Genomic DNA, 13,088 nt, shown 5'->3' on the forward strand with positions numbered 1-13,088 from the left:
GGGTCCTTCCGGGCCGCGCGGGAAGAAGCGCCGGCGCGGCGGGACGCCCAGGACGGAGGTCAGATCGGCGACGGCGTCGTCCAGATCGGGCACCCAGTAGACGACGTGATCGACGGTGGTCACGCCGTTCGGATGCACCGGCATGGAATCAGCTTCGGGTGTAGTCGATTCCAGGTACGGGATGCCGAGTGATTCGGGGGCGGTATGGGTTTCGTCGAAGCCCCAGGCGGGCTCGCCCAGGGTGCAGGCGATTCGGCCGATCTGCATGCGGCCGCCGCTGACGATGAAACCCAGTGCCGCCCAGGACTGCTCGTCTCCGGGCAGTCCCAGGCGGGTGAGGTTCGGCATTACAGGGCCGCCGCCAGCCGGGTGCCCTGGTTGATGGCACGTTTGGCGTCGAGTTCGGCGGCCAGGTCGGCGCCGCCGATGAGGTGCACCTTCACGCCCGCGTTCTGCAGCGGCTCGTGCAGGTCGCGCACGGATTCCTGGCCCGCGCACAGGATCACGTTGTCGCACTCGATGATCTGCGGGCGCTGGCGCTTCTCGCCGAAGCTGATGTGCAGGCCGCGGTCGTCGATGCGCTCGTAGTTGACGCCGCCGATCTGCTCGACGCCCTTGGCCTTGACCGCGGCCCGGTGCACCCAGCCGGTGGTCTTGCCCAGTCCCTTGCCGAAGGAGGACGACTTGCGCTGCAGCAGCACGACTTCCCGGGCGGCGGGGGAGGGCCTGGGGGTGGTGACGAAGCCGGGGACGGTGGGATCGTCGGAGACACCCCACTCTTCCTTCCACTCGTCGAGCTTGAGGCTGGGATGTCCTTCGACGCTGAGGAATTCGCTCACGTCGAAGCCGATGCCGCCGGCGCCGATGACCGCCACCTTCTTGCCCACCGGCTTGCCGTCGCGCACCAGCTCGGCGTAGGTGAGCACCTTCGGGTGGTCGATGCCGGGGATATTGGGGATGCGCGGCTTCACGCCGGTGGCCAGGATGACCTCGTCGTAGCCGCCCGCGATGAGCTGCTCGGCGGTGGCCCGGGTCTCGAGATGCACACGCACACTGGTGATTTCGAGCTGCCTGGTGTAGTAGCGCAGGGTCTCGTTGAACTCTTCCTTGCCCGGGATCCGGCGGGCGATGTCGAACTGCCCGCCGATCTTGTCGTCGGACTCGAACAGGTCCACGTGGTGCCCGCGCTGGGCCAGGCTGACCGCGGCCGAGAGTCCGGCCGGGCCCGCGCCCACGACGGCGAACTTCCGGGTCCGGCGGGTGGGCAGCAGCTTCAGCTCCGTCTCGTGCCCGGCGCGCGGATTCAGCAGGCAGGACACGGTTTTGGCCTGGAAGGCGTGGTCCAGGCAGGCCTGGTTGCAGGCGATGCAGGTATTGATCTCGTCCCCCCGCGCGTCCTGGGCCTTGCGCGCCCAGTCCGGGTCGGCGAGCAGCGGGCGGGCCAGCGACACCAGGTCGGAGTCGCCGCGGGTGAGGATCTCCTCGGCGGTCTCGGGCATATTGATGCGGTTGGACGCGCACACCGGAATGCTCACCAGGTCCTTGACCTTCGCGGTCCACTCCACGAACGCCGCACGCGGCACCGAGGTGACGATGGTGGGCACCCGGGCCTCGTGCCAGCCGATGTCGGTATTGATGATGGTGGCGCCGGCGGCCTCCACATCCCGTGCGACGGCGGCGATTTCGTCCCAGGTCTGGCCCTTCTCCACGAAATCCGCCATGGACAGGCGGAAGACGATGATGAAGTCCGGTCCGACCGCCTTGCGCACCCGGCGGACGATCTCGCCCGCGATGCGGCGGCGGTTCTCCGGCGAGCCGCCCCACTTGTCCTTGCGCTTGTTGGTGCGCTCGGCCAGGAACTGGTTGATGAAATAGCCTTCACCACCCATGATTTCGACGCCGTCGTACCCGGCGAACTTGGCCAGGTAGGCGCAGCGCGCGTAATCGTCGATGGTCTCCTCGACGCCTTTGGACGAGAGTGCGCGGGGCTTGAACGGGTTGATGGGGGCCTTGATGGCGGAGGCGGACACGCTGGTCGGCATGTAGGAGTAGCGGCCCGCGTGCAGGATCTGCAGCGCGATCTTGCCGCCCTCGGCGTGCACCGCCTTGGTGATGGCGCGGTGCCGGTAGGCCTCGGTCCTGTTGGTCAGCTTGGCGCCGAACGGCAGCAGCCAGCCGGTGCGGTTGGGGGCGTAGCCGCCCGTGATGATCAGTCCGACACCGCCTTTGGCCCGCTCGGCGAAGTAGGCGGCCAGCCGGTTGGTGTGCCAGGCCCGATCCTCGAGGCCGGTGTGCATGGAACCCATGACCACGCGATTGCGCAGCGTGGTGAATCCCAGGTCCAGGGGCTCGAACAGGTGCGGGTACGCGCTCATCGCTGAGAGCCTTTCGGTTCGGACGCCTGCGACCGGGCTGAGTCGCGCTTCAGGGCGTCGAGTACTTCCTCGCACCAGTCGACGATTCCCTCCTCGACGCGGATGCCGCCGCGCAGGACGAGGTACTGGTGCAGCTTGGGGCCGGTGAGCTGATCCGGCGCGGGGTAGTCCTTCTTCTCGAAGGTGCGGTACAGGTCGAGCCGGTGCGCGTGCTGGTCGCGGTGGCGCTGCACCTCGGCGGTGAGCGCGCCGACATCGCCGAGGGAGGCGGCTCGCAGCTTCACACCGAGTTCATTGCGCATGGGTTCCAGGTCGGCGGGTTCGGCGATCCAGCGGATCAGTTCGGCCCGGCCGGCGTCGGAGACGGTGTAGACCTTCTTGTCCGGGCGGCCCTCCTGGGCCACGGTCTCCGCGATGACCCAGCCCTGCTCGTCCATGCGCTTGAGCACGCGATAGATCTGCTGGTGGGTAGCGTTCCAGAAGAATCCGATGGATTTGTCGAAACGGCGCGCCAGGTCGTATCCCGAGCTGGCACGTTCGGTCAGCGATACCAGTAGCGCGTGTTCGAGGGCCATGCCGCCAGGGTAACTGAGACGAGACGTACTATGCAATTCAGTGCATAACGTGTCGGCGTGGTGCGGACTCGCCGGTGTGTCGGTTGACGCGGCCGGTCGCGAACCTGATTTCAGATCACCGTCGACAAGGCCACCGGCACGCCGGACGAATTCGGCGGCGCGAAGCTGCGGGTGGACATCACCTACAAGAACACCACCACGTCTTTCCGGATCCAATACACATTCGGGCGCGCTTGTTCAGCGTCGTCGTGCTCACAGTTCGGCGGCGAAGACCCGCGCCGCCTCGAGATCACCGGCATCCGGCCGCCCCTTGTTGACGCCGCCGACCACTCGCAGCGGTGCCCAGGTGTCGAACGCGCGAACCGAGAAGGTGTCGACCACGTCGAACCCAGCGCGCCGGACCAGCCGTGCCATCGGCCACAGCTGCGGCGGAAACCCACTGGTGGCGAACACGAATGCCCTGCCGCGCTCCGCTTTCGGCAGCGACCGTACGAACCCGCGTAGCCGGGGGTGGAACATCTGGTTGAAGATCCCCGACCCGAACCCCACCAGGTCGTACTCCCCGAGTGAGCTCACCTCGACCTGCTCGGGCTCCAGGATCGTGGCCTCCAGTACCTCGCCCATGGCCTCCGCCACCCGCCGCGTATTGCCATGTGACACCGAAACGCACACGATCAGGGCCTTCATCACAATGCTCCTTCGCTACGCGCATCGATCGGACATGCTCGGAGACACCAGCCGAGTCTCGACCGTGACGCCGAAGCGGTGTGTCGGCCGTCATAGGACTCGCACGCTCGGGCCGGTGCCGGTGTGGCGACGGCCAATTCTGGTGGTCATGGTTCCGTCGATCACTTTGGAACTATGGCATTTCATATATGTGGGGCTGTTAATTCGGAGCAGACCGCAGGTCGGGTGCGCTGTCATGTTGCTTCTGTGGCGGGTGCGGAGCCCGTCGCCGTCGGCGCGCGGGACGCCGCTGATCGGGGCGTTGCTGACCGGCTTGCGGGAGTGTGACATGCTGGTAGCGAGCACGGGTTGTTGATGTGATCACTCGGCTCGCAACAGGGAGATTTAAAAAGAATGTCGCAAGGCAGTGTGAAGTGGTTTAACGGCGAAAAGGGCTTCGGGTTCATTGCGCAGGACGGCGGCGGTCCCGACGTTTTCGTCCACTACTCCGAGATTGCCGGCTCCGGTTTCAAGTCCCTCGACGAGGGCCAGCGGGTCGAGTTCGAGATCGGCCAGGGCCAGAAGGGTCCGCAGGCGCAGAACGTCCGCGCCATCTAGGAGCCGACACAACACAAACCCGCGCCGATCGGCGCGGGTTTCGTGCTTTTTCGAGGCGTTGCGCTGCAGAAGTCAGAAATCTCTGCGGCGCAGGGTTTCCCATCCGGCCCACATCGCGGCGGCCGCCCAGATGCCGGTGACGGCGAGGCCGGTCCAGGGGCCGAGGGTTCCCGAGGGGGTATGGACGAGTGCCTGCCTGCCCGCACGGTCGGGGAGGAATTGGACGAGGCCGCCGTCGTGGGTGACGTCGCCGAGGGTGAACGACAGCAGCAGGACCACGGGTACGAGAATTCCCATGGCGGCCATGGCGTTTCGGAACATTGTCGCCAGGCCGGCGGCGAACAGGGCGATCAGTGCGAGATAGAGTGCACAGCCGATGATTGCGCGCCACGCCGCCGGATCATCGACCCGCACCCGGTGTGCCCCCAGCAGTGGTTGCCCGACGAGAAAACACAGCGCCGCGGTCGGCAGACCCGCCAGTAGTGTGCTCACGCCGATCACCAGAAGGTTCGCCGAATAGACCAGGCCCCGGCGCGGTACCGCCGCGAACCAGATGCGCGCTCCGTTGTTCCTGAACTGTGCTGCCGCGCAGACGGCTCCGACGCAGATGGCGGCGAGTTGACCGAAATTGATGCCGTAGAACGAGATCAGCAGCGCATCGAAACCCGGCTTGCCCGCGTCGTGCCTGCCGAGACTGGCGGTCCCGGTCAGCGAAAACCCCACGGTGGCTGCGAACATCAGCGCGACCAGGCCGCTGAGCACCGGCAGCGATCGGGCCTTGATCCATTCGGAGCGCAGGACGGCTGTGAAAGACATTGTCACATCACCTTTTCCGGTGTCGCGAGGGCCGAGCTGGCAGAGGCGAACTCGGCGGCGTCCGCTGTCAGAGCGAGGTACGCCTGCTCCAAAGTTCCCGACTCGTCGGCAAGTTCGAGGACCGCAACCCCGGCCCGGACGAGCAGTGGACCGACCGTGCCGACCCGCGCCCCGTTGACATACCAGCGCCCCGAATCATCCGCGACCGGATCGAAGCCGGCATCGGTCAGCACGGTGCGCAAGGGTTCGGGGGAGTCGGTGCGAATCCGGACCCGCGGCCGGGCATGGCGATCGATGAAGTCGTCGAGTCCGGAGTCGGCGAGGACCCTGCCACGACCCAGCACCACGAGATGGTCTGCGAAGGACGCGGTTTCGGTCATCAGATGGCTGGAGACGAACACCGTCCGGCCCTCGTCGGCAAGGCCGCGCAGCGTGCTGCGCAGCCAGATGATGCCCTCCGGGTCGAGCCCGTTGGACGGCTCGTCGAGCATCAGGACCGGCGGGTCGCCCAGCAGCGCGGCGGCGATCCCGAGCCGCTGACGCATACCCAGCGAGAACGTCCTGATCCGTTTGCCGGCCACGGTCTCGAGACCGACCGCCCCCAGCACGTCGTCCACGCGCCGCCGGGGAATCCCGCCCGCGGCGGCGAGTGCCGACAGGTGCGCGAACGCGGTCCGGCCCGAATGCATCGCGAACGGGTCGAGGAGTGCGCCGATGAGACACTGCGGACGGTGCGCGGCGGTGAACGGGCGACCGGCCACCGTCGCACGGCCCGAGGTCGGCCGATCCAGGCCGAGCACGAGCCGCATCGTGGTGGACTTGCCCGCGCCGTTGGGACCGAGGAAACCGGTGACCCGGCCCGGCTGCACCGCGCAGGTGACCCGGTCCAGCACCCGCTTCGGGCCGTAGTCCTTGGTCAGCTCGTGAAGGTCGATGGTGGTCATGGACCTCAGCCTGGTTCCGCGTCGCGGCCGTGTCCTCCCGCTGCCGGGTGAATCGTCTCCCCAATTCGGGGGAGCCGAGCCCCGGAAGGCGGCTGGCACGATGAAGCCATGATCAGTTCGGTCGCGTCACGCCTTTCCGATCCGGTGACGTACTCGCGCGGGCTGCATCTGGCGCTGCCGCTCGCCGTCGTGGCAGTGTGGCTGTACATCGATCGCACCCACTGGTACCTGCCTGCGGCGCTCGCCGTACCGGTCGGGCTGGTCCCTGCGACACGCTTGGCGGAGGGTCTGCAGGCACAGCTGTTCCTGATCCACCGCGAACACGGTGCGCCCCAACGTTCGATCACGGCCGCCCGTTCGGTGGACCGGTCGGATCGATGGCGGACCGTGCTGTGGCTGGAAGTCCGGCTCGGGCTGAGCGCGATCCTGCTGGAAACGTGTGTGCCGGTCGTGCTGCTCACCCGGGACCTGGTGCGCGCGGCGACCGGGAGCCCGCCCGCCCACGACGCCATCGTCCGAATCATGCACCCGCACTGGTGGTTCGGGCTGCTGATACCGCTGACCATCGCCCTGCTCGGCATCGTCGTCATCGTCCTGGGCGACCTGGTCACCGCCGCGGCACGCACGCTGCTGGCGCCGTCCGCGACGCAGCGGCTGCGAGCCCTGGAGGAGAGCACCGAGCAACTGCTGCAACACAATCGAATTGCGCGCGAACTGCACGATTCGATCGGCCACGCCCTGACCGCCGCGGTCCTGCAGGCCGGTGCCGCGCGGGCGACCGGCGACCCCGAGTTCACCGAACGCGCCCTGACCGCCATCGAGGACACCGGGCGGGCCGCACTCGAGGATCTGGATCGCGTCCTGCTCGTGCTGCGCGAGCCCCACCGTCCGATCCATGAAAGACCAACCCTCGCGGACGCCGAGCGGCTGTTCGAAGCAGCCCGGTCCGCCGGTGCGACGGTCGACGCAATCGTAATCGGTCCGCTGCACCGGATTCCGGGTCCGGTCTCGCGGGAGGGCTACCGAATCCTGCAGGAGGCCATCACCAATGCCATGCGTCACGCCGGACGGGTGCCGATCGAGGTTCGGGTCCGGTCCGGGCCGGACCGGCTCGACCTCGATATCGCCAACGAGCTGATCGGCCCGATCTCCGCCGGCGTCGGAACCGGGCTCCGCGGCATTCGCGAGCGTGCCGAACTGCTGGGCGGATCGGTGCGGCTCGGTGCCGAGGACGGCAGGTGGCAGGTCCGAGTCGAGCTACCGATCGAGGTCCGGAGGTGATCGAATGCCGGTGACAGTCCTGCTCGTCGACGATGAACCACTAGCTCGTGCGGGCCTGCGCGCGATCCTCGACGCCCAGCCCGACATCGAGGTGATCGGCGAGGCCGCCGACGGCGTGGCCGTCGTTTCGCTGTGCAGACAGCTGAATCCCGATGTGATCGCCATGGATGTGCGAATGCCGTTGATGGACGGCATCGAGACCACCCGCGCGATTCTGCGTTCCACCGCGCGGCCACCGAAGATCCTGGTGATCACCACGTACGAGAACGACGATTACGTCTACGCCGCCCTGCGCGCCGGCGCCGACGGGTTCCTTCTCAAACGCGCCCGCCCCGCCGAAATCGCCAACGCGGTGCGGACTGTCGCAACCGGCGATTCGCTGCTGTATCCCGCCGCCGTCCGCGCGCTCGCTCACGGGCGCGGGAATCCGCGCGCCCGTGAGCAACTCGTTCGCGCCGGTCTCACCGACCGTGAGGAAACCGTCCTCCTGCTGATGACGCGTGGACTGTCCAACCGGGAAATCGCCGACCAACTCCACATCGGACCCGAGACCGTCAAGACCCATGTCAGTGGCATCCTGACCAAACTCGATGCCCGGGACCGCACCCAGGCGGTGATTCTGGCCTACGAATCCGGCTTCGTCGACCGCTGATTCGAATCCCCAGCGGTCGGCGGGTCAGCGGACGGCCCTGGCCGCGAGGGCCGCAGCGACCAGGATGGTGATGCCCTCGGCCGTGGCGGTGGTGCCGACGGCGTGGGCAGCGGAGAGGGCGGTGGAACCGGCGAGGGTGAGGAACACCGTGCCGAAGGCGGCCACGCCGATCACGACGCCGAGTTGGACGCAGGTGACGAGGATGCCGCTGGCGTCGGCGGCGAGGGCGAGGGGGATCTTGCTGGTGGCTCGGGCCATGAGGGGGCTGAAGGCGAGGCCGTAGCCGATGCCCATGAGGGCGAAGACGGTCAGGTCGAGGGGGCCGATATCGTGGCCGCTCCGCATCAAAAGGCCCATGACGATGGTGGTGACGGCCGCGATGAGCAGGCCGGCGGGGATCATGGCGCGGTGGAAGCGGGCGGGGATGCGGGTCCAATTCAGGCTCACCAGGCCGAAAGTCACGCCATTGGGGAGGAACAGGAGTCCGGCGTGCAGAGCGCTGTAGCCGAGGGTGGACTGGAGGTGGATGGTGAGGACGAATACCCAGCCGCCGAAGGTGCACATGACCAGGAACAGGGTGGCCGCGGTGTGTACCAGGCCGGGGGCCCGGAGTACGCGGTCGGCGAAGAGCGGTTCCCCGCCGCGGCGGTGCACCCAGCGCTCCACCAACGCGAAGGCGAGGAAGCCGAACACGGACGCGCCCAGAATGATTCGGGTCCACAGCGGCCAATCCTGTTCGTGCCCTAACACCAGCGGCAGCACCAGCGCCAGCACAGATGCGGTCAGGACGGCGAGACCGGCCAGGTCGAGTCTGCGGTCCACGCCGGTGGTGACGGCCGGCAGGATGCGCGGGGCGGCGGCGAGCAGGGCCAGGCCGATCGGCACATTCACCAGAAACACGCCGCGCCAGCCGGTTCCGGCGATATCGCTGCTCACGATGAGGCCGCCGAGGATCTGGCCGACGACCATGCCGCCGGAAATGACGGTCGCGTAGGCCGACAGCGCCCGCGCCCGGGCGGGTCCGGTGAAGGAGCGCTGCAGGATGGTCATCACCTGCGGCACCATCGCCGCCGATCCGACGCCCTGCAGGAACCGGAAGACGATGAGCGCCCCGGAGCTCCAGGCCAGCCCGCACGCCAGCGAGGTGAGGGTGAACAGCGCCAGCCCGGTGACGAACAGGGTGCGCTGCCCGAACCGGTCACCCAGCCGCGCGCCGGTGACCAGCAGCACCGCGTACGCGATCACGTATCCGGAGACGATGAGCTGCAGCCCGGAACCGGTGGCGTGCAGGGAGGTTCGGATGGCGGGGATGGCGACGTTCACGATGGAGGCGTCGAGTACGGCCATGAACTGGCCGAGCAGGATGACGGTCAGGACTGCGAGGGGACGTCGGACGGCTACCGGGGCGGGAGCCGCCGCGGGTGGAGACTGGGTCAGGCTCTGTGTCATGGGAATCAGCGTGCGCGGCGGCCGAACCGGCGGACAGGAGTCTGTTTATACGGGTACTGGCACCACCTGGTGGCGCAGCTGGGTCTTATTTCAAAGGCGCAGCTGCCTTTTCACGGATTGATCCCGGTTCAGTGCCCGTTGGCGGTCAAAGCAACCGGCTCCCACTGCTTCCACGTTTGCAGCCGCTGCTCGTACAGGAAGGGAACGAGGCTGGTCGGCATGGCGCCGAACAGCACGCGCAGCGGAGGCTCTTCGGCGTCGACCACCTCGAGCAGTGCCGGGCCCACTCCCTTGGGATCCCCGATGAACTTCGCCGGCATCGCCGACTGCTGTTTGTCGAACCTGGCGCGCAGGCTGTCGTATTCCGGCAGCGGATCAGCGTGCACCGCCGAGCTGCCGGCCCAATCGGTGGCGAACTGTCCGGGCTCGACAAGTGTCACCTTGATCCCGAATCCCGCGACTTCCTGCGCCAACGCCTCCGACAACCCCTCGAGCGCCCACTTCGACGCACTGTATCCACCGAGGTTCGGGAAGCTCGCGATACCACTGATGGTGGAGATCTGAATGATGTGCCCTGCCCCCTGCTTACGCAGGATCGGCAGCACCGCCTGCGTGACGTGGAAGGCCCCGAACAGGTTCACCTCGAGTTGATCCCGCAACTGCTGGTCAGTGATCTCCTCGACCGCCCCGAACAACCCGTAGCCGGCATTATTGACAACCACATCCAGCGCGCCGAATCGTTCGACCGCCGCGTCGACCGCAGCCTGGGCCTCCGCTCGGTCGGTCACATCCAGGGGCAACGGTAACAGCGCCTCCCCGTACCGATCGGCCAAGTCCCGCAACGTGTCTTTCCGGCGCGCCGTGGCCGTCACGCGGTCGCCGCGCTCGAGCGCCGCTGTGGCGAACTCTCGACCGAATCCTCGACCTGCGCCGGTAACGAACCAGTTCTTCTGCTTGCTCATTCTTGCTTCCTAGAGGTTCGCGGAGATGCGATGCCCCGTTGTACGCCGCAGATGCGGCCATGGAGGAACGGCCAGATGGCGCAAAAGAGATGTTTGAGCGCAGGATGTGCTCGCGCTCGAGGGTTTCGGATTTCGACTGCCCCGTTGCTGTAGCGCAGGGTAAGGCCGGCGACCGCACATGAAGCTCTTGCGGCCCGCACCAGTGGTCAGGTCGTTGTCGTGGGTCGACCGCGCCACATCACATGCCGGGATCGTCTGCGCCGGGCCGGATCCTGATACCAGGAGCCTGCCTATACCGGTACTGGTACCACCTGGATACCGATCGCGGTTGTCGCCACCATGGAGTCATGGTGTCAGGAACAGGATCCCGTGAGGTGACCGATGTCGTCACCGAGGTGGCGATGCGCAATGGCAATTCGCGGTCGGTGCGCAAGGCCCGGCGCGAGGAGATGTCGACTTTCCTGAAGTCGCGGCGGGCGCGCATTCGCCCGGAGGATGTCGGCCTGCCCGCGGGCGCGCGCCGGCGTACCCCGGGGCTGCGGCGCGAGGAGGTGGCGCAGCTGGCCGGGGTGGGGATCACCTGGTACACCTGGCTCGAGCAGGGGCGCGACATCAATTGCAGTGTCCAGGTGCTGGATGCGATCGCCCGGGCGCTGTGCCTGGACGGCGCGGAGCACGCGCACCTGTACCGGCTCGCCGACGTTCCGACCGCGCCGACGCCGATCGCCGAGGAGCTGGTGCCCGAGGAGGTGCAGATCATCCTCGACCACATGCATCCGCTGCCCGCCGCCCTGTTCAGCGCCAAATACGATGTGCTGGCCTGCAATACCGCCTACGTGACGATGTATCCGATGTTCATGAGCGGCTCCCGGAACGTGCTGCGCAAGGTCTTCCTGGCCGACGAGTGCTGCACGCCCTACCCGCCCCACTCGGAGCCGGACCACCTGGCCCGCATGGTCGGCTACCTGCGCGCCGCGTACGCCCGCAACCTCGGCGACCCCGAATGGGTGGAGTTCATCGACGACATGGTCTCGGCGAGCCCGCATTTCGCGGAACTCTGGGCGCGTAACGACGTCGCCCTCCCACTGGGCCGCACCCGCATCATCCGCAACCTCGCCGTCGGCGAACTCGAGATGTACATGACCAGCATGTCCCTGCCCTCCATCGCCGGCGCGTGGATGCAGGTCTGGACGCCGTCCGACCCCGAAGCCTGGGACAAACTCCACGCCCTGCTGTCCATGACGACCGAAGAGCGCCGTCGCCCCTGGTCCGAACACGTCGAGCAGGCCCACGGCCGAACCCTCGCGATCGACGACCGAGCCTGGGCGTGAGCGGTTCTCGCATGTGCGTGACGCGCGGGGTGTGCGGATGTCGCGCGGGAGGGGAGTGGGTCGCCTAGTCTGCGCTGCATGAGCGAGCGCTCGGGAGACGTCACCGTGGGTCAGGCGACCGGGCGGGCGACGGTGCTGGCGTGGGGGTTCTGGGACTGGGCGGGCGCGGCGTTCAACGCGGTGATCCTGACCTTCGTGTTCTCGGTGTATCTGACCGACAAGGTGGGCAAGGATCTGCCGGGCGGGATCTCGCCCAGCGCCTGGCTCGGGTGGGCGCTCGGAGCGGCGGGGCTGGTGGTGGCGGTGACCGCGCCGGTGGCCGGGCAGTGGTTCGACGCCACCGCCCGACGCAAACTGGCGCTGGGACTGCTGACCTCGGTGACGGTGCTGGTGATGGCGGCCATGTTCTTCGTGCATGCCGACTACCACTACCTATGGCTGGGATTGGCCCTGCTGGGCGTGGGTTCGGCGACGTTCGAGCTCTCGCATGTGCCGTACTTCGCCATGCTGCGGCAGGTGTCCACGTCCGCCAATGTCGGGCGGGTGTCCGGGTTCGGCTGGGCCATGGGCTATTTCGGCGGGATCATCCTGCTGCTGATCAGCTATGTCGGCTTCATCGCGGGCAAGGGCGACTATCGCGGACTGCTCGGCGTGCCGATCGAGGACGGGCTGAACATCCGCCTGGTCGCGGTGCTGGCGGCGGTCTGGTTCGCCGGATTCGCGGTGCCGCTGTTCCTGTTCGTTCCCGAGGTGCCGCGCACCACGGCCGACCCCGGTGCGGCGGTGCGGGGCCGGTCGTTCCTGCGCTCGTATGGGGTGCTCTTCCGCGACATCCGGGAACTGTGGCGCGTCGATCGGCGTACCGTGGCGTTCCTGCTGGCCAGCGCGGTGTTCCGGGACGGCCTGGCCGGGGTGTTCACCTTCGGCGCGATCCTGGCGGTGCGGGTGTACGGCATCGCGGACTCGGATGTGCTGCTGTTCGGCATTGCCGCGAATGTGGTTGCGGCCCTGGGCGCGCTGGTCGGCGGCCGGTTCGACGACCGCACCGGCCCGAAGGCGGTGATCGTCACCTCGCTGGCGGGCATGATCGTGTGCGGAGCGTTCCTGCTGGTGCTGTCCGGTCCGCTCATGTTCTGGATCTTCGGCCTGGCGCTGACCGTATTCGTCGGCCCCGCACAGGCTTCCGCACGCTCGTTCCTGGCCCGGGTGTCCCCGCCCGGCCGCGAGGGTCAGATGTTCGGGCTCTACGCCACCACTGGTCGCGCCGTATCATTCTTAGCCCCAACCCTTTTCGGCTTCTTCGTCTGGGCCTTCGACGCCGAGCGGGCGGGAATCGTTGGCCTGCTACTCGTCTTGATCGTCGGCCTGATGCTCTTGCTGCCGGTGCGTGGAGATGATGTGCGCGGCCGCTGATTTCAG

The 13,088-nt window shown here is 67.6% G+C and carries 12 protein-coding genes and 1 pseudogene; 5 read left to right on the forward strand and 8 right to left on the reverse strand.

What is annotated here, in order from left to right; genetic code table 11:
• From ACFXN1_RS29220 to ACFXN1_RS29235, 4 genes and pseudogenes are all read right to left on the reverse strand, one after another.
• Nucleotides 1-348, reverse strand: a pseudogene (locus tag ACFXN1_RS29220) (hypothetical protein); the annotation flags it as partial.
• Nucleotides 348-2,375, reverse strand: a complete 2,028-nt coding sequence (locus tag ACFXN1_RS29225; protein WP_379400911.1) for an FAD-dependent oxidoreductase — start codon at nt 2,373-2,375, stop codon at nt 348-350. The gene ACFXN1_RS29225 and the pseudogene ACFXN1_RS29220, both read right to left, overlap by 1 nt.
• Nucleotides 2,372-2,950: a PadR family transcriptional regulator gene (locus ACFXN1_RS29230; RefSeq protein WP_379400912.1), complete on the reverse strand. Its 579-nt coding sequence runs from the start codon at nt 2,948-2,950 to the stop codon at nt 2,372-2,374. The genes ACFXN1_RS29225 and ACFXN1_RS29230 overlap by 4 nt, the downstream gene beginning before the upstream one ends.
• A 252-nt stretch (nt 2,951-3,202) precedes the next feature.
• Nucleotides 3,203-3,637 carry a flavodoxin family protein gene (locus ACFXN1_RS29235; RefSeq protein ID WP_379436939.1) on the reverse strand — a complete coding sequence of 145 codons (435 nt, stop codon included), beginning with the start codon at nt 3,635-3,637 and terminating at the stop codon, nt 3,203-3,205.
• A gap of 393 nt (nt 3,638-4,030) precedes the next feature.
• Between ACFXN1_RS29235 and ACFXN1_RS29240 the strand changes: the two genes are divergently transcribed.
• On the forward strand, nt 4,031-4,234 hold the full coding sequence (locus ACFXN1_RS29240) for a cold-shock protein (protein WP_040813159.1): 204 nt from the start codon (nt 4,031-4,033) through the stop codon (nt 4,232-4,234).
• A 72-nt stretch (nt 4,235-4,306) separates the two neighbouring features.
• Here the strand turns inward: ACFXN1_RS29240 and ACFXN1_RS29245 are convergent, their stop codons facing one another.
• Both ACFXN1_RS29245 and ACFXN1_RS29250 read right to left on the reverse strand, forming a co-directional pair.
• On the reverse strand, nt 4,307-5,050 hold the full coding sequence (locus ACFXN1_RS29245) for a hypothetical protein (protein ID WP_379400914.1): 744 nt from the start codon (nt 5,048-5,050) through the stop codon (nt 4,307-4,309).
• Between the two features lie 2 nt (nt 5,051-5,052).
• Nucleotides 5,053-5,994, reverse strand: a complete 942-nt coding sequence (locus tag ACFXN1_RS29250) for an ABC transporter ATP-binding protein (protein ID WP_379436941.1) — start codon at nt 5,992-5,994, stop codon at nt 5,053-5,055.
• 108 nt (nt 5,995-6,102) lie between these two features.
• Here ACFXN1_RS29250 and ACFXN1_RS29255 point away from each other — a divergent pair, with 108 nt between their 5' ends.
• A complete protein-coding gene (locus tag ACFXN1_RS29255; protein WP_379436942.1) occupies nt 6,103-7,275 on the forward strand; it encodes a sensor histidine kinase in 1,173 nt (390 codons plus the stop codon).
• Between the two features lie 4 nt (nt 7,276-7,279).
• Nucleotides 7,280-7,927, forward strand: coding sequence for a response regulator (locus ACFXN1_RS29260; RefSeq protein ID WP_379436944.1), 648 nt, complete (start codon nt 7,280-7,282; stop codon nt 7,925-7,927).
• A gap of 24 nt (nt 7,928-7,951) precedes the next feature.
• On the opposite strand, the gene ACFXN1_RS29265 is transcribed toward ACFXN1_RS29260, so the two are convergent.
• Entirely contained in the window at nt 7,952-9,376 is a 1,425-nt protein-coding gene (locus tag ACFXN1_RS29265; protein ID WP_379436946.1) for an MFS transporter, read from the reverse strand.
• A 128-nt stretch (nt 9,377-9,504) separates the two neighbouring features.
• Nucleotides 9,505-10,338 carry an SDR family NAD(P)-dependent oxidoreductase gene (locus tag ACFXN1_RS29270; RefSeq protein WP_379436947.1) on the reverse strand — a complete coding sequence of 278 codons (834 nt, stop codon included), beginning with the start codon at nt 10,336-10,338 and terminating at the stop codon, nt 9,505-9,507.
• Between the two features lie 347 nt (nt 10,339-10,685).
• Here ACFXN1_RS29270 and ACFXN1_RS29275 point away from each other — a divergent pair, with 347 nt between their 5' ends.
• Both ACFXN1_RS29275 and ACFXN1_RS29280 read left to right on the forward strand, forming a co-directional pair.
• Nucleotides 10,686-11,669 (forward strand): helix-turn-helix transcriptional regulator, encoded by a 984-nt coding sequence (locus ACFXN1_RS29275; protein ID WP_379436949.1) that lies wholly within the window; start codon nt 10,686-10,688, stop codon nt 11,667-11,669.
• A 78-nt stretch (nt 11,670-11,747) separates the two neighbouring features.
• Nucleotides 11,748-13,082 carry an MFS transporter gene (locus ACFXN1_RS29280; protein WP_379436950.1) on the forward strand — a complete coding sequence of 445 codons (1,335 nt, stop codon included), beginning with the start codon at nt 11,748-11,750 and terminating at the stop codon, nt 13,080-13,082.
• Nucleotides 13,083-13,088: the final 6 nt, after the last annotated feature.

It is taken from the genome of Nocardia sp. NPDC059154 (genome assembly GCF_042755705.1).
GTDB lineage: Bacteria > Actinomycetota > Actinomycetes > Mycobacteriales > Mycobacteriaceae > Nocardia.